This is a genomic window from Citrobacter sp. C5_2, assembly GCF_014596845.2.
Lineage (GTDB): Bacteria > Pseudomonadota > Gammaproteobacteria > Enterobacterales > Enterobacteriaceae > Citrobacter > Citrobacter werkmanii.
In genome coordinates, this window is sequence record NZ_CP115032.1 from 4,472,566 (window position 1) to 4,493,059 (window position 20,494).

A 20,494-nucleotide genomic window follows, 5' to 3' on the forward strand; every position below is an offset into this window, starting at 1 on the left:
ATATGTCGCCTGACGGCATATGCCCGAGCTATCCGGAGAACATCATGGGCAAATTCAAATTTCCCAGCGCGTATACCATCCTGTTTATTCTTATTGCACTCGTCGCTGTTATGACCTGGATTGTCCCGGCAGGGAAATACCAGATGGCGATGAATGCGACCCTGGGTAAAGAAGTGCCGGTTGCCGGGACTTATGCCCCCACAGAGGCGCACCCACAAGGTATTACCGCTGTACTGCTGGCGCCAATTGACGGTCTTTATAATCACGAGACCTACACCGCCGGCGCCATTGATGTGGCGCTGTTTGTCCTGATCATCGGCGGTTTTCTCGGCGTGGTAAATAAAACGGGCGCCATTGACGCCGGTATCGAACGCGTAACGGTCAGGCTTAACGGCAAAGAAGAGTGGATGATCCCCATCCTGATGGGACTTTTCGCCGCCGGAGGTACGATTTACGGGATGGCGGAAGAGTCGCTACCTTTTTACACGCTGCTCGTCCCGGTAATGATGGCGGCCCGCTTTGATCCACTGGTCGCTGCTGCGACCGTTTTGCTCGGCGCAGGTATCGGCACACTCGGTTCGACAATTAACCCGTTCGCAACGGTTATCGCTGCCAACGCGGCCGGGATCCCCTTCACCCAGGGAATGCTGATGCGCATTCTGCTGCTGGTCGTCGGCTATGTGATCTGCGTGGTGTGGGTCATGCGCTATGCCCGGAAAGTTCGCAGCCATCCTGAGCTGTCTATCGTGGCGGATAAAATGGAGGAAAACCGCGCCCATTTTCTCGGTAGTCGCGCCAATACCAATCTGGAATTTACGGCAACGCGGAAATGGATCCTGCTGATTTTCGCCGCCGCCTTTGCGGTAATGATCTATGGGGTGGCGGTACTCGGATGGTGGATGGCAGAAATATCCGCTGTCTTTCTGGCTGCTGCGATTATCGTCGGCGTAATCGCCCGCATGAGTGAAGAGGCATTTACCAGTACGTTCATTGACGGTGCGCGGGATCTGCTTGGCGTGGCGCTGATTATCGGTATTGCGCGCGGCATCGTCGTGGTGATGGATAACGGCATGATCACTCACACCATTTTGCACAGCGCCGAAAATATAGTCTCCGGCCTTTCCACCACCATTTTCATCAATGTGACCTATTGGCTGGAAGTGTTGCTCTCCTTCCTGGTCCCATCGTCCTCTGGGCTGGCGGTCCTCACCATGCCCATTATGGCCCCACTGGCCGACTTCGCGCATGTACAGAGGGATCTGGTCGTCACCGCGTATCAATCCGCTTCCGGCATTGTGAATCTGATTACGCCCACCTCTGCGGTTGTGATGGGGGGACTGGCCATCGCGCGCGTTCCCTATGTGCGTTACCTGAAATGGGTCGCTCCGTTACTGCTTATTTTGACGTTACTGAACATGGTCGTCCTGAGTATCGGCGCGATGCTGTAGCTCTTTTAGCCGTCGGTATCCGACGGCTTTTTTGATCGTTCTCTCGTTTTTCTGCACAACCGCCCGTTTGAGCCGTTATTGATACTGCAAATGTGGTGAATTTCGCCATCGCATTGATACAGATAAGAAATATAAGGTGATTTTATGAAGGAATTCGATGATTACTCTGCCAAAGAGCAAAAACAGCTGGCGATGTGTCAGCGCCTGATTAGCGAAAAAAGCTACCTGTCCCAGGAAGCGCTGCGCCGCGATCTGCAAAGCCACGGCTTTACCAGTATTAGTCAGTCGACGGTGTCTCGTTTGCTGAAGTTGCTTGGGGCCATAAAAATAAGAAATACAAAAGGGCAAAAAATTTATTCTGTCAATCCTCAGTCACGACCCGCTCCTGATGCGGCGCGATCGATCGCTGAAATGGTGGTCAGCATAGAACACAATAGCGAGTTTATCCTCATTCACACCGCTGCAGGATATGGTCGCGCGGTTGCCAGAATCCTCGATTATCACGCCTTGCCGGAAATTCTGGGCGTCATTGCCGGCAGCAGTATCGTCTGGGTCGCGCCGCGCGTCGTGCAGCGAACGGGCCTGGTTCACAAGCAGATTAATTATCTCTTTAAAATGAATTAAAATTCAGAAGAACCGTTTGCGATGAATAAATCGTGCATTTTTCGCTTGATCCCATAACGTAGCTGAGTATAATCGCGGACAATTTGCCGGGAGGATGTATGGTTCAGTGTGTACGACATTTTGTCTTACCGCGTCTGAAAAAGGACGCTGGCCTGCCGTTTTTCTTTCCGTTGATCACCCATTCCGAGCCCCTCAATTGAGGGGCTTTTTTTTTGCCCAGGCGTCAGGAGATAAACATGGCTAACCCGCTCTATCAAAAACACATCATTTCCATAAACGACCTCAGCCGCGATGACCTCAATCTGGTCCTCGCAACGGCGGCGAAATTAAAAGCGAACCCACAACCGGAGCTGTTAAAGCATAAGGTCATCGCCAGTTGCTTCTTTGAGGCGTCCACCCGCACCCGTCTATCCTTTGAAACTTCTATGCACCGTCTGGGCGCCAGCGTGGTAGGTTTCTCTGACAGCAGCAACACGTCTCTGGGCAAAAAAGGCGAAACGCTGGCTGACACCATTTCCGTCATCAGCACCTATGTCGACGCCATCGTCATGCGTCATCCGCAGGAAGGCGCCGCGCGTCTGGCAACAGAATTCTCTGGTAACGTCCCGGTTCTTAACGCGGGCGACGGCTCTAACCAGCATCCAACCCAAACGCTGCTGGATCTGTTTACCATTCAGGAGACACAGGGCCGCCTGGACAATCTGCAAATCGCCATGGTGGGTGATCTGAAATATGGCCGCACCGTCCACTCCTTAACCCAGGCGCTGGCGAAGTTTGAAGGCAACCGCTTCTACTTCATCGCCCCGGATGCGCTGGCCATGCCGCAGTACATTCTGGATATGCTGACTGAAAAGGGCATCGCCTGGAGCCTGCATGGCACTATCGAAGAGGTGATGGCGGAAGTCGATATCCTCTACATGACCCGCGTACAAAAAGAGCGTCTGGACCCATCCGAATACGCCAACGTGAAAGCACAGTTTGTCCTGCGCGCCAGCGACCTGAACGGCGCCAGAGCCAATATGAAGGTACTACATCCGCTGCCGCGTATTGATGAAATCACCACCGACGTCGATAAGACGCCGCACGCCTGGTATTTCCAGCAGGCTGGCAACGGCATCTTCGCCCGCCAGGCGTTACTGGCACTGGTACTGAATAGCGAACTGGCACTGTAAGGGAGAAAAAGAGATGACACACGATAACAAACTGCAGGTTGAAGCCATCAAACGTGGCACCGTGATTGACCATATTCCCGCACAGGTTGGTTTTAAATTACTGACGCTGTTCAAGCTGACAGAAACCGACCAGCGAATCACCATCGGTCTGAATCTGCCGTCCGGTGAGATGGGTCGTAAAGACCTGATTAAAATTGAAAATACCTTCCTGACCGACGAGCAGGTTAACCAGCTCTCTCTGTATGCGCCGCAGGCAACGGTGAACCGCATTGATAATTACGACGTGGTGGGTAAATCACGTCCGAGTCTGCCAGAGCGCATCGACAACGTGCTGGTGTGTCCGAACAGCAACTGCATCAGTCATGCTGAGCCGGTTTCTTCCAGTTTTTCAGTGAAAAAGCGTGCTGATGACATCGCACTCAAATGCAAATACTGTGAAAAAGAGTTTTCGCATTATGTGGTGCTGGCCAACTAATTGTGGTTGGTTATGAATTCCCGGCTCCCTATAATGCCTAAGGAATTTTACTTACCGCTGTAATTCAGGAGAAATCATGAGCAAGACTATCGCGACGGAAAATGCACCAGCAGCAATCGGCCCATACGTACAGGGTGTTGACCTGGGTAGCATGGTAATCACTTCCGGTCAGATCCCGGTCGATCCGAAAACCGGCGCCGTAGCGGAAGACGTGTCCGCTCAGGCGCGTCAGTCGCTGGAAAACGTAAAAGCTATCGTTGAAGCAGCAGGTCTGAAAGTGGGCGACATCGTTAAAACGACCGTCTTCGTGAAAGACCTGAACGATTTCGCTACCGTCAACGCCACCTACGAAGCGTTCTTCACCGAGCACAACGCGACCTTCCCGGCGCGTTCTTGCGTGGAAGTTGCTCGTCTGCCGAAAGACGTGAAAATCGAGATTGAAGCGATCGCCGTTCGTCGCTAAACCACCTTGTGCCGGATGGCGGCTTCGCGTAATCCGGCCTATGCAAGCGTAGTTTGTAGGCCCGGTAAGCGCGAGCGCCACCGGGTATTTATCACATCACGCCAAACAGTTTCGGCAGAAACAGCGAAATCGCCGGAATGTATGTCACCAGCATCAGCACCAGGAACAGCACGAGGTAGAATGGCAGCATCGCCTTCACCACCTGCTCGATTTTCTGCTTACTTACCGCACTGGCCACAAACAGCACCGAACCCACCGGCGGCGTAATCAGGCCAATCCCTAAGTTCACCAGCATGATCATACCAAAATGAACCGGATCAATGCCGAGCGCGTTGGTCACCGGTAGTAGCACTGGCGTCAGGATCAGGATCAGCGGCGCCATGTCCATCAGCGTACCGATCAGCAGCAGCATGATGTTAATGCACATCAGGATGACATATTTGTTATCCGAGATGCTGGTGAAGGCTTCGGTAATCCGCATCGGCAACTGCATATAGGTCATGACGGCCCCAAACGCGGCGGCAAAGCCTATCAGGATCATCACGATAGTGACCGTCTTCACCGTGCGGAACATCAGCTTCGGCAGCTCAGACCATTTATAGTCACGATAGATAAACATGGTGACAAAGAAGGCCCACAGACAGGCAATCGCCGCGGATTCCGTTGCGGTAAAGATACCTGACAGGATCCCGCCCATGATGATCACCACCGTCATTAATCCCCACAGCGTATCGACGAAAATCTTCAGCGCCTGGCGAAACGGTACGCGCTCCCCTTTTGGATAACCGCGTTTATGGGCAAAAGCCACGCACATCACCATCAGGCTAAAGCTCAGCAACAGGCCCGGCAGGATCCCGGCGATGAACAGCGCGGCAATCGACACCGTCCCGCCCGTTGCCAGCGAGTAGATAACCGAGTTATGGCTGGGCGGCGTGAGGATCGCCTGCACCGAGCCGCTGGCGGTTACTGCCGCGGCAAAGTCGCGCGGATAGCCTTTTTTGTCCATCTCCGGGATCATCACTGAACCGATAGAAGCGGTATCGGCCACCGACGATCCTGAAATTGCGCCAAAAAAGGTCGAGGCGACGATATTTACCAGCGACAGCCCGCCGCGGATAAAGCCAACGAAAATATAGGCAAAATTCACCAGGCGGCGCGCGATCCCGCCTTCCGCCATGATTGCCCCGGCCAGAATAAAGAATGGGATCGCCAGCAGCGAAAACTTGTTTACTCCGCTGGTCAGTTGGATCATCACGGCTTCCAGCGGAATATCAATATACCAGGCTCCAATGATGGCGCTAATGCCAACCGCGTACGCTACCGGTACCCCAATCGCCAGCATAATGCCAAGCGTAAAGACGAGAATAAATGCATCCATCTGCTTTCCTTAATGAAATGGGGGCGGTAACTAGCTGGTTGAACCCAGCATGACAACGGGACGTTGATATTGCGGGCCGCGGAAAATCTTTTCTGCGATAAACAGCAGCGTGATGGCGGAGCCAATCGGCAACGGCAGATAGTTTTGCCCGGCGCTTAAAAGCGGGAATTCCGCGACAGGCTGGTCCCACAGCTCAAGACACAGATTGATTCCATACCAGAGAATAAACAGGCTGATCGCCACCAACATGATATCTGCGACAATCGAGCAGTAACGACGGGCGGACTCCCCCAGACGGTCAATCACCATGCTCACCGCGATATGCGAACCTGCGCGATAGCTCACCGCCGCGCCAATAAAGGTGAACGTCACCATACAAAGAATGGCGACCGGTTCAGGCCATGACAGGGCATTGTTCAGGACATAGCGTGCAAATATGCCAATAGGGATAATGGCGACCATAACCAATAATGCGACACCAGCAATCCACATAGAGACCCGATAAAGAAAATCCATTACCGATGAATAGCATTCACCCATAATTATCACCTCGAATTAATCAAAAGACTCAGGCAGAGGATTGCTCCCCTCCGCCTGATGAATTACTTCACATCCTGAATACGTTTGATCAAATCCTGGTGGTCTTTACCGTAATTATCCCGCACTGACTGCGTGGCTTTATAGAAATAGTCCGTATCAATATCGTGGAACTGAACGCCACTGGCTTTCATAGTTTCCAGAGATTTCGCATTATATTCTTGCCAAAGTTTGCGTTGTTCAACCTGCGCTTCTTTGGCGAGCTTAATAATGAGTTCCTGGTCTTCTTTTTTCAATTTATCCCATTTGGCTTTGGAAAACAGAAAAAGCTCAGGAATAATAAAGTGTTTGCTCCAGGTGTAGTTTTTAACGACCGGTAAATAGTTGTGCGCAACAAATGTTGGCGGGTTATTTTCCGTACCATCAATAACGCCGGTCTGCATACCGCTAAACACTTCGCTGACACCCATCACGATGGCGTTAGCGCCCATCGCCTTTAAGGTATCCAGCGCTATCGGACTCCCTTGAACACGGATTTTCATACCGTGTAAATCTTCCGGTTTCACCACCGGATTTTTGGTAATCAGGTTGCGCGTCCCGGCGTCCATCCAACCCAGGAATACCAGCCGCGATTTCGTATTGGCCGTCAGGCGGTCGCCAATCTCCTGACCGATCATGCCGTCAAGGACCTTATGCATATGGTCTTCATCGCGAAAGATATACGGCAGGGTAAATACGTTAATTTCAGGAAGAATAGCGGCAACAGGCGTCATTGAGACGCGAATAATATCGATAGCGCCTAATTGCGCCTGCTCAATCATCTGTTTTTCATCACCTAACACGCCACCTGGAAATGTTTTAATCTCCAGACGGCCATCGGTCGCGGCGCTGAGTTTCTCCCCCATATGTTTCACTGCGACGACGTTCGGGTAATCAGCCGGATGCACATCCGCGGCGCGAAAAGTTTGTGCCAGCGTTGCATGACTCGCCAGTAATACGGACGCGCCAATACACAGACTTAACAGGTTTTTTGTCAGTTTCATTTGTCCTTCTCCAGAAGTTCATAATATCCATTAACAGGAATAGCTTGCAGAGCAAATGACTGCCGGAATTAAAACGGGCAGCGAGAAACTTTCTTAACGACGTTACCTGCGCAGACTAGCTGGTGTAACAATTTATTTCGATGACTGCGTTCACAAAAAATCGCAGATGCTAATAATTTTTAGCACAGTGTTTCATTTTTGCAACGCAGATCGTTTTATTGATAAAAAAACAACGCAAAGAAGGCGATTTGATACTAATTCCCTCAGTTAGCATTTCAATAAAAATAAAACACTACTATTTCGCGAGAATATCTTTCGAATGAAAAAGAGAAATGCAGGATGGTATTTACACCATCCTGCTGAGAAGTTTGATGTTTACTGCCAACCGTAGCGACGGCTATAAAAACCTTTCACTAATTGGGTCAATGTCATGTAGCCCGCCAGAATCGCAATCAGCCACGGGAAGTAGCTCAGCGGCAGCGCCTGCAATTGCAGATAGCTGGCCAGCGGCGAGAACGGCAATGCAATGCCCACCACCATCACGACCAGCGTCATTAGCATCAGCGGCCATGCGGCGCGACTTTGGATAAACGGCACTCGACGGGTACGGATCATATGCACAATCAGCGTTTGCGACAGCAGGCCCACCACGAACCAGCCCGACTGGAACAACGTCTGATGCTCTGGCGTATTGGCATGGAAGACAAACCACATCAGGCAAAAGGTCAGAATGTCAAAGATCGAGCTGATCGGCCCAAAGAAGATCATAAAGCGGCCCAGTTCGGCGGGATTCCAACGCTGGGGCTTTTTGATCTGCTCTTCGTCGACGTTATCAAACGGAATCGCCACCTGGGATACATCATACAGCAGGTTCTGAATCAGTAAGTGCAGCGGCAACATCGGCAGGAACGGTAAAAAGGCGCTCGCCACCAGCACGCTAAACACATTACCGAAGTTAGAACTGGCCGTCATTTTGATGTACTTCAACATGTTAGAAAAAGTACGGCGTCCTTCGATCACCCCTTCTTCCAGCACCATCAGGCTCTTTTCCAGCAGGATAATATCCGCCGCTTCACGTGCAATATCGACCGCGCCATCAACAGAGATACCGATGTCCGCCGCGCGCAGCGCCGGGGCGTCGTTGATGCCATCGCCCATAAAGCCAACTACGTGACCTTCACGCTTGAGCAGCGTGACAATGCGCTCTTTGTGCATCGGCGTCAGGCGGGCAAACAACGTAGTGCGCTGAGCAAGCGTTGCCAGTTCGTCATCGCTTAATCCTTCAATGCTGCTGCCAATCACCACATCTCCCGCATCCAGCCCCACTTCATGGCACACTTTTGCCGCCACCAGCTCGCTATCACCGGTGAGAATTTTCACCGTAATACCGCTGGCTTTCAGCGCCTTCAGCGCCGGCGCGGTGGTCTCTTTCGGCGGATCGAGGAACGCGATATAGCCTTCGAGGATCAGATCCGACTCATCAATACGCTGGTAATCACCTTCACGCGCGGGCAGGTACTTGGTGGCCACCGCCACTACGCGCAGCCCCTGACGGTTCAGCGTATCCGTGACGCGTTTCACCCGACGCAGCATGCCCTCATCCAGGGGGACAATCTCGCCGTTGTGGCGCACCTGGGTGCAGACGCTGAGGATCTCCTGCAGCGCGCCTTTGCACACCAGCTGATGTACATCCGTTTCTTCCGCCACCACCACCGACATGCGGCGACGTTCAAAATCAAACGGGATCTCATCGATTTTCTGCCAACGGGTAGAAAGCTGGCGGGCAGACTCCTCATCCACGCCTTCCAGTACCGCCGTATCCAGCAGATTCTTCAGCCCGGTCTGGTAATGGCTGTTCAGCCACGCGGAATGCAGAACGTGCTCGCTGGGTTTTCCAGAGATATCAGTGTGATTCTCCAGCACAATTTTATCCTGCGTCAGGGTCCCGGTTTTATCGGTGCACAGGATATCCATCGCGCCAAAGTTCTGGATGGCATCAAGGTGCTTGACGATGACTTTCTGTTTAGACAGCTTCACCGCCCCGCGCGCCAGCGTCGAGGTGACGATCATCGGCAGCATTTCCGGGGTCAGCCCCACCGCAACAGACAGCGCAAACAGCGCCGCCTCCCACCAGTCGCCTTTGGTATAGCCGTTAATGATGAGCACAATGGGCGCCATCACCAGCATAAAGCGGATCAGCAACATGCTGACGCGGCTGATCCCTTTCTGGAAGGCATTCTGCTCGCTTTCCTGCTCGCTGACGCGCCCCGCCAGTTGCCCGAACCAGGTATTGGCTCCGGTCGAAATCACGATAGCCTGCGCCGTGCCGCTCACCACGTTGGTCCCCATAAAGCACAGAGTATCGCACTCCAGCGGGTTGCTTTGCTGCGGGTCGCGGCTGGTTGCGACTTTCTCCACGGGCAGCGATTCACCGGTCAGCGAAGCCTGCGCCACAAACAGATCGCGCGCCTGGACGATACGTAAATCCGCCGGGATCATATCCCCTGCCGCCAGCTTGATGACATCACCGGGTACCAACTGGTCAATCGGCAGTTCAACCCAACCGTTCTCGCCTTTTTCGTTGATAACGCGCAGCACCGTGGCGGTGTTGCTGACCATCGCTTTCAGCGCATCTGCCGCTTTGGTGGAACGCGCCTCCTGCACAAAATTCAGCAGCGTCGAGATGGCGACCATCAGCGCGATTACGCCAGCAGCAAATAGATCCTCAGTGGCATAGGAAATGGCGCCAAGAATGGTCAGCAGAATATTAAACGGATTGCGGTAGCAGACCCACAGATGCACCCACCACGGCGACGGCTTCTGCGCCGGCAACTGGTTTTCGCCATGGATTTCGCGGGCGCTCTCGACCTCTGCGGCGTTTAATCCTTCCGGGTGTGCGCCAAACGTTTTCCACAGCGCGGCTTCGTCCATCAGCGCCATTTTCAGGCAATGTTCGCTCAGCGAGGGCGGGATCGGTGTGCTGGCAACGGTCTGCGCATTGGGCAACGGGTCGCGATGCACCAGACGATGTGGTAAATGGCGGTTAAGCCGGGCAAACAGCTGGCGAGTAATATTTTTGAACATAGGCAGTCCCCCTGCGCCAGTCTTAACAGGCGCAGTAAATCTTTCAGGCGTGGCAAAGCCTTGCCTGATGGCAATTTTAAAATCACAACAGGGACGTCAGAACGTCACTGTCTTACGCATCCGGTAAGACAGTGAAAGACAGGCTTACCGGAAAGTTGTGTTTCTCCGTCTCGGGAGAGGGGTGGGATCGGGATCCATATAGCCTCCGGTAAGTGAATGATAAGCGCTGCGGATTATACGCAGAAAACCATAAGGTTTGTGGCAATTATGGCGGTATGATAAAGCATAGAAACTAAACCAAACGTATACCAGACTTTGCCCATTGCACTGTGCTTGAGTAAAGTTATTCTCTTTTGGCATAACTTCACACGCGACACGGGAAAACAGGATGCAAAATCGGCTGACCATTAAAGACATCGCCCGCTTAAGCGGCGTGGGGAAATCCACGGTTTCCCGCGTTCTCAACAACGAAAGCGGCGTCAGCGAACGTACCCGCGAACGCGTCGAAGCGGTGATGAATCAGCACGGTTTTTCCCCTTCCCGCTCCGCACGCGCCATGCGTGGGCAAAGCGACAAGGTGGTGGCGATTATCGTCACTCGCCTGGATTCTCTTTCAGAAAATCTCGCCGTGCAGACCATGCTGCCCGCTTTTTATGAACAGGGTTACGATCCGATCATGATGGAAAGCCAGTTCTCGCCTGAACTGGTCGAAGAACATCTGGGCATGCTCAGACGCCGTAATATTGACGGTGTGGTGCTGTTTGGTTTTACCGGCATTACCGAAACGATGCTCACCTCCTGGCAGGATTCTCTGGTACTGCTGGCCAGAGATGCCAAAGGCTTTGCCTCCGTCTGCTATGACGATGAGGGCGCTATTCATACCCTGATGCAACGTTTATACGATCGCGACCACCGCCATATTAGCTTTCTTGGCGTCCCCCATAGCGACGTGACCACCGGTAAGCGCCGTCATGAAGCCTACCTGGCATTCTGTAAGAAACACAAACTGCATCCGGTTGCCGCGCTACCGGGCCTGGCCATGAAGCAGGGCTATGAGCAGGCCGCCAATGTCATCACCCCGGAAACCACCGCCTTAGTCTGTGCGACGGATACCCTTGCCCTTGGGGTCAGCAAATATCTGCAGGAGCAGCGGATTGATAATCTGCAGTTGGCGAGTGTGGGCAACACACCGCTAATGAAATTCCTCCATCCGGAAATTATCACCGTCGATCCCGGTTACGCCGAAGCCGGACGACAAGCGGCCTCGCAGCTGATCGAGCAGATCAACGGCCGTAGCGAACCGCGACAAATCGTTATTCCCTCCACCCTCGCCTGATCGCTTTCTGAGCGCTAATTTGTGATCTTCGCTGCGTTTCGGGAACGTTCCCTTTTTTAAATATTCATCGAAGATATACTCTTGCGCCAACAACGCGGGAGTTGCCGGATGGCGACCTAACGCGTCTTATCCGGCCTACGGGGAATACACGTCATCATGAGCAAAATAAAACAAGCAGACATCGACCGGCTGATTGAGCTGGTAGGCGGGCGCGACAATATCGCTACGGTGAGCCACTGCATCACTCGCCTGCGTTTTGTACTGAATCAGCCTGCAAATGCCAGGCCGAAAGAGATCGAGCAGTTGCCGATGGTCAAAGGCTGCTTCACCAACGCCGGGCAGTTTCAGGTGGTGATTGGCACCGAGGTGGGCGATTACTACAAAGCGCTGCTGGCGACCACCGGCCAGGCCAGTGCCGACAAAGAGCAGGCGAAAAAAGCCGCGCGGCAGAACATGAAGTGGCATGAACAGCTCATTTCTCATTTTGCAGAGATCTTCTTCCCTCTGCTGCCAGCGCTGATTAGCGGCGGCTTGATCTTAGGTTTTCGCAATGTGATCGGCGATCTGCCAATGAGTAACGGCCAGACACTGGCGCAGATGCATCCGTCGCTGAAAACCCTCTACGACTTCCTGTGGCTGATTGGCGAAGCGATCTTCTTCTATCTGCCTGTCGGGATCTGCTGGTCAGCGGTGAAGAAAATGGGCGGTACGCCGATCCTCGGTATTGTGCTGGGTGTGACCCTGGTTTCGCCGCAGCTGATGAACGCCTATCTGCTCGGTCAACAGGTGCCGGAAGTGTGGAACTTCGGCCTGTTCAGCATAGAGAAAGTGGGCTACCAGGCGCAGGTTATTCCGGCCCTGCTGGCTGGCCTGGCGCTTGGATTTATTGAAACGCGCATGAAACGCATCGTCCCGGATTATCTGTATCTGGTGATCGTCCCAGTGTGCTCGCTGATCCTCGCTGTGTTCCTTGCGCACGCGTTTATCGGTCCGTTTGGCCGCATGATCGGCGACGGCGTGGCGTTCGCGGTTCGTCATCTGATGACCGGCAGCTTTGCGCCGATTGGCGCGGCGCTGTTCGGCTTCCTGTATGCGCCGCTGGTGATCACCGGCGTACACCAGACCACGCTGGCTATCGACATGCAGATGATCCAGAGCATGGGCGGTACGCCGGTATGGCCGCTGATTGCGCTGTCAAACATCGCTCAGGCTTCTGCGGTGGTCGGCATCATTATCTCCAGCCGCAAACACAATGAACGCGAAATATCAGTACCTGCGGCGATCTCGGCTTATCTCGGGGTAACGGAACCGGCGATGTACGGGATCAACCTGAAATACCGCTTCCCGATGCTGTGCGCGATGATCGGCTCCGGTCTCGCCGGTCTGCTGTGCGGCCTGAACGGCGTGATGGCGAACGGCATTGGCGTCGGCGGCCTGCCGGGAATCCTCTCCATTCAGCCGACTTACTGGCAGGTGTTTGGCATGGCGATGGTCATTGCGATCGTTATCCCGATGGTACTGACCTCATTCGTCTACCAGCGTAAATACCGTCAGGGCACATTACAGATTGTGTAACTTTTCTTCGGGGCGCAGTTGCGCCCCATCGTATCTCCAGGAAACAGCAATGAATATTCCACACTGGTGGCAAAACGGCGTTATCTATCAGGTGTATCCCAAGAGTTTTCAGGACACCACCGGCAGCGGCACGGGTGATTTGCGCGGCGTAACGCAGCGCCTCGGCTATCTGCAAAAGCTGGGCGTGGACGCTATCTGGCTGACGCCGTTCTACATTTCGCCGCAGGTTGATAACGGCTACGATGTCGCCGACTACATGTCAGTTGACCCGGCTTACGGCACGCTTGCAGACTTTGACGAACTGGTAGCAGCGGCGAAAGCGCGCAGCATACGCATTATTCTGGATATGGTGTTTAACCACACCTCAACCCAGCACGCCTGGTTTCGTGAGGCGCTGGATAAAGACAGCCCGTATCGTCAGTTTTATCTCTGGCGCGACGGCGAACCGACCACCCCGCCGAACAACTGGCAGTCAAAATTTGGCGGCAGCGCCTGGGGCTGGCACGCCGAAAGCGAGCAGTATTATCTGCATCTCTTTGCCCCGGAGCAGGCTGACCTGAACTGGCAAAACCCGGCGGTACGCGCCGAGCTGAAAAAAGTGTGCGAGTTCTGGGCCGATCGCGGCGTGGACGGCCTGCGCCTCGACGTCGTCAATCTTATCTCCAAAGATCAGGACTTCCCGAACGATCCCGACGGCGATGGTCGCCGTTTTTATACCGACGGTCCGCGCGCACATGCGTTTTTACGCGAGATGAACCGCGACGTTTTCACCCCACGTAGCCTGATGACGGTCGGCGAAATGTCTTCCACCACGTTGGAAAACTGTCAGCAATACGCCGCGCTGGACGGTAGCGAACTGTCGATGACTTTTAACTTCCACCACCTGAAGGTGGATTACCCCAACGGTGAAAAATGGACGTTAGCCAAACCGGACTACGTGGCGCTCAAAACTCTGTTCCGCCACTGGCAGCAGGGCATGCACAACGTCGCATGGAATGCGCTGTTCTGGTGTAACCACGACCAGCCGCGCATCGTGTCGCGTTTTGGCGATGAAGGGAAATACCGTGTGCCCGCCGCCAAAATGCTGGCGATGGTGCTGCACGGTATGCAGGGCACGCCCTATATCTACCAGGGGGAAGAGATTGGCATGACCAACCCGCACTTCCGCCAGATTACCGATTACCGCGATGTAGAAAGCCATAACATGTTCGCTGAACTGAACGGGCAGGGACGCGATGCCGAAGAGTTGCTGGCAATTCTCGCCAGTAAATCCCGCGATAATAGCCGCACGCCAATGCAGTGGGATGCCAGCCAACACGCGGGCTTCACCGCGGGCGAGCCGTGGATCAATCTGTGTGACAACGCAGCCGAGATCAACGTTGCAGCGGCGCTTGATGATGCTGATTCTGTGTTTTACACCTATCAGAAGCTGATCGCCCTGCGTAAAACGGAGCCGGTTATCACCTGGGGCGATTACCAGGATCTGTTACCAGACAGCCCACACGTATGGTGTTATCAGCGCGAATGGCAAGGACGGCGGCTGCTGGTCATAGCCAACCTGAGCGATACCTTCCAGAACTGGCAACCGACGCATGCCGACGGAAACTGGCAGGTGCTGATGCACAACTATGCCGAGGTCGCCAGCCAACCCGTTGACATGACGCTGCGCCCTTTTGAAGCCGTCTGGTGGGTGCAAAAATAGCTTGCAATGATGTTCAGGCCCGGTACGCATAGCGTGGCCGGGCGTTGTCGCCTACGCTCAGCTTACCTTCCTGTTTTTGCTGAATAATTAATCAGAATTTTCCAGGGGTAATTTACAATCGGCTGTAGCGCCCGTCATCTGTACGCTCCGATTTTTACTTTGCGCTACATCAAAAAAATCGTAAACATCCTTGATGCAAATCACTACATATAGAACTTAAAATGCACGCCGACCCAATATGTTGTATTAATCGCCTATAATTGCTACAACTACAATGCACCGCTTCACGGTGGAATTGTGGATAACGTGGGTCAGGATTGCGGGAAGTCATTGGCAATAGAGATGAATAAAGCCATGGCCGCTTCCCCAACCTCTGTGGATAACCTGTTCTTATAAATATGGAGTGATCATGACACCGCATGTGATGAAACGAGATGGCTGTAAAGTGCCGTTTAAATCAGAGCGCATCAAAGAAGCCATTCTGCGTGCAGCTAAAGCAGCGGGAGTCGATGACGCAGATTACTGTGCCACCGTCGCAGAAGTCGTTAGTAGCCTGATGAATGAGCGCAGCCAGGTCGATATCAACGAGATCCAGACAGCGGTAGAAAACCAGCTGATGTCTGGCCCGTACAAACAACTCGCCCGTGCGTACATCGAATATCGCCACGACCGTGATATCCAGCGTGAAAAACGTGGCCGTCTGAACCAGGAAATTCGTGGTCTGGTTGAGCAAACCAACTCTGCTCTGCTGAACGAAAACGCCAACAAAGACAGCAAAGTGATTCCGACCCAGCGCGACCTGCTGGCCGGTATCGTCGCCAAACACTATGCGCGCCAACACCTGCTGCCGCGTGATGTTGTCCAGGCGCACGAGCGTGGTGATATTCACTATCACGATCTCGACTACTCGCCGTTCTTCCCGATGTTTAACTGCATGCTGATCGACCTGAAAGGCATGCTGACGCAGGGCTTTAAGATGGGTAACGCGGAGATTGAGCCGCCAAAATCCATCTCTACCGCGACCGCCGTGACCGCGCAGATTATCGCGCAGGTTGCCAGCCATATTTATGGCGGTACTACCATTAACCGTATTGATGAAGTTCTCGCGCCGTTCGTGACCGAGAGCTTTAATAAACATCGCAAAACCGCTGAAGAATGGCAGATCCCGGACGCCGACGGTTATGCCCATTCCCGTACCGAGAAAGAGTGCTACGACGCATTCCAGTCCCTAGAGTATGAAGTGAACACCCTGCATACCGCCAACGGTCAGACGCCGTTCGTCACCTTTGGTTTTGGCCTGGGCACCAGTTGGGAATCACGTTTGATCCAGCAGTCTATTCTGCGTAACCGCATTGCTGGCCTCGGTAAAAACCGTAAAACCGCGGTGTTCCCGAAACTGGTGTTCGCGATTCGCGATGGTCTGAACCACAAGTTTGGCGATCCGAACTACGATATCAAGCAGCTGGCGCTGGAGTGCGCGAGCAAGCGTATGTACCCGGACATCCTGAACTACGATCAGGTGGTCAAAGTCACCGGTTCGTTCAAAACGCCAATGGGCTGCCGCAGCTTCCTCGGCGTCTGGGAAAACGAGAACGGCGAACAGGTTCACGATGGTCGCAACAACCTCGGCGTTATCAGCCTCAACCTGCCGCGTATCGCGCTGGAAGCCCATGGCGATGAAGCCACCTTCTGGAAACTGCTCGACGACCGTCTGGTGCTGGCGCGTAAAGCGCTGATGACCCGTATCGCGCGTCTGGAAGGCGTAAAAGCCCGCGTTGCGCCCATTCTGTACATGGAAGGTGCCTGCGGCGTGCGTCTGAAAGCGGACGATGACGTGTCTGAGATCTTTAAAAATGGTCGCGCCTCTATCTCTCTGGGCTACATCGGCATTCATGAGACCATCAACGCGCTGTTTGGCGACAAACATGTCTATGACAGCGAGCAGCTGCGCGCCAAAGGTATCGCCATTGTGGAACGTCTGCGTCAGGCGGTCGATCAGTGGAAAGACGAGACTGGCTATGGCTTTAGCCTGTACAGCACGCCGAGTGAAAACCTGTGTGACCGCTTCTGCCGTCTGGATACCGCCGAGTTTGGCGTGGTGCCGGGCGTAACCGACAAAGGTTACTACACCAACAGCTTCCACCTCGACGTGGAGAAAAAGGTGAACCCGTACGACAAGATCGATTTCGAAGCGCCGTACCCGCCGCTGGCGAGCGGGGGCTTCATTTGCTACGGCGAGTACCCGAATATTCAGCACAACCTGAAAGCGCTGGAAGACGTTTGGGATTACAGCTATCAGCACGTGCCGTATTACGGCACCAACACGCCAATCGATGAATGCTACGAGTGCGGCTTTACCGGTGAGTTCGAGTGCACCAGTAAAGGCTTCACCTGCCCGAAATGTGGTAACCACGACGCCGCGCGCGTGTCGGTCACGCGCCGCGTGTGCGGTTATTTAGGCAGCCCGGACGCACGTCCGTTTAACGCCGGTAAGCAGGAAGAAGTGAAGCGCCGCGTTAAGCATTTAGGCAATGGGCAGATCGGTTAATATCCGTTTGCAAAGGCCGTAGGCCTGATAAGACGCAATCGCGTCGCCATCAGGCATCACAATGTTGCCGGATGCGGTGCAAGCACCTTATCCGGCCTACATGCTTTCTGGACATCCTCTATGCGCTACCATCAATACTATCCTGTCGATATCGTCAACGGCCCAGGAACCCGATGCACCCTGTTTGTGTCAGGGTGCGTGCACGAATGCCCCGGTTGCTATAACAAAAGCACCTGGCGGCTCAATTCCGGCGAGCCGTTTACCAAAGAGATGGAAGATAAGATCATTGCCGATCTGAACGACACGCGTATTCACCGTCAGGGAATTTCGCTGTCGGGCGGCGATCCGCTGCATCCGCAAAACGTGCCGGATATTCTGCAACTGGTACAACGTATTCGCGCTGAGTGTCCGGGGAAAGATATCTGGGTATGGACCGGCTACACGCTCGATGAACTCAACGCCGCACAGATGCAGGTGGTGGATCTCATCAACGTGCTGGTTGATGGCAAATTTGTGCAGGACCTCAAAGACCCGGCGCTGATCTGGCGCGGTAGCAGCAACCAGGTCGTGCATCATTTGCGATAAAATCACTCAGGAGAGGCGTGTTCACAGCCTCTCCGTCCATTTACTCATTCGCGATTGCGCTTTACCACGGGCATCAATGGCACGCCCATCCGGCAGCCAGCGCTCCGCTTCCCCTTTCAGTATCCCCTTTTCGTAACAGAGACGCTGGGCAAGCGAGCCGTCCGGATAGAACTGTTCGCTGAGCTGGTGACGCAACCCCTGACTCCACTGCTCACGCTGCTGTAGCTGCCCGGAAGGATAAAAGCTGCGGCATTCGCCGTGCAGCAGGCCGTCAAGCCACTGCTCTTCTCGCAGTAGCTCGCCGTTTTCCGAGAAGTAACGAGCAATACCGTCCGGCCTGCCCTCACGATACGCCAGCTGCATAGCTAGCTGACCGTTAGGATGCCAGCGCTCCATTACCCCATGCAGCGCCCCCTGTTGATATCGCAAAACTGCCAGCAGGCGTCCGTTCTCTTCAATTCTCGTCTCACCGTTTAGCTGGTCGTTCGCAAGATTTGCCCGTAGCAGGGTGTTATCCAGGTGATATTCCTGCGTATCGCTCATCAGTTAATCTTCACCAGGCCACCTTTAATCATCAGCATCCCGCCACCATCCACCGTTTGGGTCGCGCTGGCTTTGCTGGTGAGCGTGGCTTTTGCTTCGTGGCTGATGGTTGCGGCTTTCTGGGTCAGCGAGGCTTTCGCTTCACTGGCTATGCTGGTGGCATCCAGCTTCATGCTGCCCGACGCGCTGGCGTTAAGACCCGACCCGCTCTTGATGTCCAACGTTTTACCGCTCTCGAGAGTTAGCGTACCGCTAACCTTAATCGTCAGGTTGCCATCGACGTTCAGCGTGTAGTTGCCCTTTACCTTATGCGTCTCGTTGCCGTCGATGACGTGCTCCTGATCGCCTTTCACCGTCACGCTGCGCTTCTCTTTTACCTCCAGTGTGTCGCTGCCTTTTTCGATTTTCACCGCACGATTGCCTTTTTTTAGGGTGACGGTTTCGTTGCCCTCTTCAACGGTACGCGTGCGGTCGTTTTTGACGTTCTGAATGTCGTCATGGCTGATAGTCGTTTTGCTGTCGTTAAGAACGGTAAGCTGGAAGTCTTTTTGCGCCTGCATCGCCAGCAGCTCGGCATCTTTTTTGTCGTCGAAGCGTAGTTCGTTGAAGCCTTTTTCACTTTTGGTTTTAATGCCCGACTGGGTCTGGTTCGCCGGAAGTGCGTACGGCAGCGCATTCGCGCCGTTGTAGACGCAGCCGGTAATCAGCGGTTTATCCGGGTCGCCGTCGATAAAGCTCACCACCACTTCCTGACCGATGCGCGGGATAAACTGCGCGCCGAAGCCGTTGCCGCTCCACGCCGTCGCCACCCGCAGCCAGCAGGAGCTGGTTTCGTCGCTTTTGCCCTCTCTGTCCCATGGGAACTGCACCTTCACCCGACCAAGTTTGTCGGTCCAGATCTCCTCGCCGCTTTTACCCACCACCGTCGCCGTTTGCGTATGCATAAAGGGCTGTGGCGTCACGGCGAGGGGGCGATACGGCGTGGCCTTTGGAATAGCAGTGAAGCGGTTGCGATAGCGTTCACCGTCGTACTCGTGGCTAACGGCGGTGATTAGCCAGTCGATGTTCAGAGATTTGTCGTCATGATCGGTTAGCGTAAACCAGTGCCCGGCCATCAACGCCGCGCAGTCGCTTTCACCGACCAGCTGTTTCGCCTGCGCTTTCAGGGCGTTAACCTTCCACGCCGTCAGCGCGTCGCCTTCGGCTTTAACGCTAAAACGCCCCGGATGCTGGTACTGCATACCGCCCTTCTTCTCACCGGCCTGGGCAAACAGCGCCGCTTTTGGCTGCTCGTAGTTATAGTCGCTGCTCTGGAACCCTTGGGCGGTGGCCTGCAAGTGCAACTGTGCCGAACGAATCATGCCGGTTTCCCGCTCGCCGCTTGCTGCGGCCTGATACTTGACCTTTTTCTCGCCGGGAATGGGTGGGAAGGCGCTGTTATCATCCACCAACATCAGCGTGTGCTTACCCTGCGCATGAGTGAAGAACCAGAAAATTCCCTCCTGCTCCAGCAATCGCGAAATAAAATTAAAATCACTTTCGTTATATTGCAGGCAGTATTCGCGTTTTGCCGGTTTGGTTTTGAGCTGGAATTTATAGTCGCTAAAACCGCCGTCTTTAAACACCTGCTCGACAATTTCCTGCGCGCTGAGGTTCTGAAACACGCGGTTGTTACTGGCAAGCGTCAGCCACCACAGCCAGGGACGCAGGACAAACTGGTAGCGATCGGCATTGCTGGTCGCCGGAAGCTGGTGCGCTTCGGCAATCAGCCCGTCGTAGTCGGCGTTGTTGATGGTGGCGGTCAAATGGGTCGCCAGCGCGGCATCGAGCGTTAACGGCGCGGAGGTGGTTGCGGCGACGGTGGCGGTGATCAGGCCGTTAAGCGCCGATTCGGTGTGCGCTGCGGTGGCGGTAAGACCGGTTAGGGTTGGAGCGGCGAGTTTTATGATGGTGGTATCGGGCATGGGGAAGTCCTTTTTCA

The 20,494-nt window shown here is 54.1% G+C and carries 18 protein-coding genes; 11 read left to right on the forward strand and 7 right to left on the reverse strand.

What is annotated here, in order from left to right:
- Nucleotides 1-44: 44 nt before the first annotated feature.
- Nucleotides 45-1,448, forward strand: a complete 1,404-nt coding sequence (locus ICA20_RS21750) for a YfcC family protein (protein WP_038636748.1) — start codon at nt 45-47, stop codon at nt 1,446-1,448.
- Between the two features lie 144 nt (nt 1,449-1,592).
- Nucleotides 1,593-2,072 (forward strand): arginine repressor, encoded by a 480-nt coding sequence (locus ICA20_RS21755; RefSeq protein WP_038636746.1) that lies wholly within the window; start codon nt 1,593-1,595, stop codon nt 2,070-2,072.
- Here ICA20_RS21755 and ICA20_RS21760 read toward each other — a convergent pair.
- Nucleotides 2,069-2,191 (reverse strand): hypothetical protein, encoded by a 123-nt coding sequence (locus tag ICA20_RS21760; RefSeq protein ID WP_087857458.1) that lies wholly within the window; start codon nt 2,189-2,191, stop codon nt 2,069-2,071. The two genes, ICA20_RS21755 and ICA20_RS21760, sit on opposite strands and share 4 nt — an antisense overlap.
- On the opposite strand from ICA20_RS21760, the gene pyrL reads away from it, so the two are divergent.
- From pyrL to ridA, 4 genes are all read left to right on the forward strand, one after another.
- Nucleotides 2,171-2,272, forward strand: a complete 102-nt coding sequence (pyrL, locus tag ICA20_RS21765) for a pyr operon leader peptide (RefSeq protein ID WP_003025819.1) — start codon at nt 2,171-2,173, stop codon at nt 2,270-2,272. The two genes, ICA20_RS21760 and pyrL, sit on opposite strands and share 21 nt — an antisense overlap.
- A gap of 36 nt (nt 2,273-2,308) precedes the next feature.
- Nucleotides 2,309-3,244 (forward strand): aspartate carbamoyltransferase, encoded by a 936-nt coding sequence (gene pyrB, locus ICA20_RS21770; RefSeq protein WP_038636743.1) that lies wholly within the window; start codon nt 2,309-2,311, stop codon nt 3,242-3,244.
- A 13-nt stretch (nt 3,245-3,257) separates the two neighbouring features.
- Nucleotides 3,258-3,719: an aspartate carbamoyltransferase regulatory subunit gene (pyrI, locus tag ICA20_RS21775; RefSeq protein WP_038636740.1), complete on the forward strand. Its 462-nt coding sequence runs from the start codon at nt 3,258-3,260 to the stop codon at nt 3,717-3,719.
- A gap of 76 nt (nt 3,720-3,795) precedes the next feature.
- A complete protein-coding gene (ridA, locus tag ICA20_RS21780) occupies nt 3,796-4,182 on the forward strand; it encodes a 2-iminobutanoate/2-iminopropanoate deaminase (protein ID WP_000047544.1) in 387 nt (128 codons plus the stop codon).
- Between the two features lie 91 nt (nt 4,183-4,273).
- On the opposite strand, the gene ICA20_RS21785 is transcribed toward ridA, so the two are convergent.
- The 4 genes from ICA20_RS21785 to mgtA form a co-directional block, all read right to left on the reverse strand.
- A complete protein-coding gene (locus tag ICA20_RS21785) occupies nt 4,274-5,560 on the reverse strand; it encodes a TRAP transporter large permease (protein WP_003839607.1) in 1,287 nt (428 codons plus the stop codon).
- Between the two features lie 30 nt (nt 5,561-5,590).
- Nucleotides 5,591-6,100, reverse strand: a complete 510-nt coding sequence (locus tag ICA20_RS21790; RefSeq protein WP_038636733.1) for a TRAP transporter small permease — start codon at nt 6,098-6,100, stop codon at nt 5,591-5,593.
- A gap of 62 nt (nt 6,101-6,162) precedes the next feature.
- Nucleotides 6,163-7,140 (reverse strand): TRAP transporter substrate-binding protein, encoded by a 978-nt coding sequence (locus ICA20_RS21795; RefSeq protein ID WP_038636729.1) that lies wholly within the window; start codon nt 7,138-7,140, stop codon nt 6,163-6,165.
- A 375-nt stretch (nt 7,141-7,515) separates the two neighbouring features.
- The gene (gene mgtA / locus ICA20_RS21800; RefSeq protein WP_038636726.1) at nt 7,516-10,224 is read right to left on the reverse strand and encodes a magnesium-translocating P-type ATPase; all 2,709 of its coding nucleotides are present in this window, start codon (nt 10,222-10,224) and stop codon (nt 7,516-7,518) included.
- 388 nt (nt 10,225-10,612) lie between these two features.
- Between mgtA and treR the strand changes: the two genes are divergently transcribed.
- The 5 genes from treR to nrdG all read left to right on the forward strand — a co-directional run bounded on the left by treR (nt 10,613) and on the right by nrdG (nt 17,970).
- Complete coding sequence (gene treR, locus ICA20_RS21805) at nt 10,613-11,560, forward strand: trehalose operon repressor TreR (protein ID WP_038636723.1); 948 nt, start codon at nt 10,613-10,615, stop codon at nt 11,558-11,560.
- Nucleotides 11,561-11,716: 156 nt separating this feature from the next.
- Nucleotides 11,717-13,135, forward strand: coding sequence for a PTS trehalose transporter subunit IIBC (treB, locus tag ICA20_RS21810; protein WP_038636721.1), 1,419 nt, complete (start codon nt 11,717-11,719; stop codon nt 13,133-13,135).
- Nucleotides 13,136-13,184: 49 nt separating this feature from the next.
- A complete protein-coding gene (gene treC, locus ICA20_RS21815) occupies nt 13,185-14,837 on the forward strand; it encodes an alpha,alpha-phosphotrehalase (RefSeq protein ID WP_038636718.1) in 1,653 nt (550 codons plus the stop codon).
- A gap of 409 nt (nt 14,838-15,246) precedes the next feature.
- Entirely contained in the window at nt 15,247-17,385 is a 2,139-nt protein-coding gene (gene nrdD / locus ICA20_RS21820; protein WP_038636715.1) for an anaerobic ribonucleoside-triphosphate reductase, read from the forward strand.
- Nucleotides 17,386-17,505: 120 nt separating this feature from the next.
- Nucleotides 17,506-17,970 (forward strand): anaerobic ribonucleoside-triphosphate reductase-activating protein, encoded by a 465-nt coding sequence (nrdG, locus tag ICA20_RS21825; protein ID WP_038636713.1) that lies wholly within the window; start codon nt 17,506-17,508, stop codon nt 17,968-17,970.
- Between the two features lie 21 nt (nt 17,971-17,991).
- On the opposite strand, the gene ICA20_RS21830 is transcribed toward nrdG, so the two are convergent.
- Complete coding sequence (locus tag ICA20_RS21830) at nt 17,992-18,513, reverse strand: toxin-antitoxin system YwqK family antitoxin (RefSeq protein WP_038636711.1); 522 nt, start codon at nt 18,511-18,513, stop codon at nt 17,992-17,994.
- Nucleotides 18,513-20,477, reverse strand: a complete 1,965-nt coding sequence (gene tssI, locus ICA20_RS21835) for a type VI secretion system tip protein TssI/VgrG (protein WP_038636709.1) — start codon at nt 20,475-20,477, stop codon at nt 18,513-18,515. Before tssI ends, ICA20_RS21830 begins: the two co-directional genes overlap by 1 nt.
- Between the last annotated feature and the right edge of the window lie 17 nt (nt 20,478-20,494).

Bases quoted from the DNA above. Each gene is read 5' to 3' on its own strand.
- ICA20_RS21760 (WP_087857458.1), bottom strand. From the start codon at position 2,191: ATGTCGTACACACTGAACCATACATCCTCCCGGCAAATTGTCCGCGAT.
- ICA20_RS21790 (WP_038636733.1), bottom strand. From the start codon at position 6,100: ATGGGTGAATGCTATTCATCGGTAATGGATTTTCTTTATCGGGTCTCT.
- treC (WP_038636718.1), top strand. From the start codon at position 13,185: ATGAATATTCCACACTGGTGGCAAAACGGCGTTATCTATCAGGTGTAT.
- tssI (WP_038636709.1), bottom strand. From the start codon at position 20,477: ATGCCCGATACCACCATCATAAAACTCGCCGCTCCAACCCTAACCGGT.
- treB (WP_038636721.1), top strand. From the start codon at position 11,717: ATGAGCAAAATAAAACAAGCAGACATCGACCGGCTGATTGAGCTGGTA.
- nrdD (WP_038636715.1), top strand. From the start codon at position 15,247: ATGACACCGCATGTGATGAAACGAGATGGCTGTAAAGTGCCGTTTAAA.
- ICA20_RS21785 (WP_003839607.1), bottom strand. From the start codon at position 5,560: ATGGATGCATTTATTCTCGTCTTTACGCTTGGCATTATGCTGGCGATT.
- pyrB (WP_038636743.1), top strand. From the start codon at position 2,309: ATGGCTAACCCGCTCTATCAAAAACACATCATTTCCATAAACGACCTC.
- ridA (WP_000047544.1), top strand. From the start codon at position 3,796: ATGAGCAAGACTATCGCGACGGAAAATGCACCAGCAGCAATCGGCCCA.
- pyrL (WP_003025819.1), top strand. From the start codon at position 2,171: ATGGTTCAGTGTGTACGACATTTTGTCTTACCGCGTCTGAAAAAGGAC.
- ICA20_RS21755 (WP_038636746.1), top strand. From the start codon at position 1,593: ATGAAGGAATTCGATGATTACTCTGCCAAAGAGCAAAAACAGCTGGCG.
- mgtA (WP_038636726.1), bottom strand. From the start codon at position 10,224: ATGTTCAAAAATATTACTCGCCAGCTGTTTGCCCGGCTTAACCGCCAT.
- nrdG (WP_038636713.1), top strand. From the start codon at position 17,506: ATGCGCTACCATCAATACTATCCTGTCGATATCGTCAACGGCCCAGGA.
- pyrI (WP_038636740.1), top strand. From the start codon at position 3,258: ATGACACACGATAACAAACTGCAGGTTGAAGCCATCAAACGTGGCACC.
- ICA20_RS21750 (WP_038636748.1), top strand. From the start codon at position 45: ATGGGCAAATTCAAATTTCCCAGCGCGTATACCATCCTGTTTATTCTT.
- ICA20_RS21830 (WP_038636711.1), bottom strand. From the start codon at position 18,513: ATGAGCGATACGCAGGAATATCACCTGGATAACACCCTGCTACGGGCA.
- ICA20_RS21795 (WP_038636729.1), bottom strand. From the start codon at position 7,140: ATGAAACTGACAAAAAACCTGTTAAGTCTGTGTATTGGCGCGTCCGTA.
- treR (WP_038636723.1), top strand. From the start codon at position 10,613: ATGCAAAATCGGCTGACCATTAAAGACATCGCCCGCTTAAGCGGCGTG.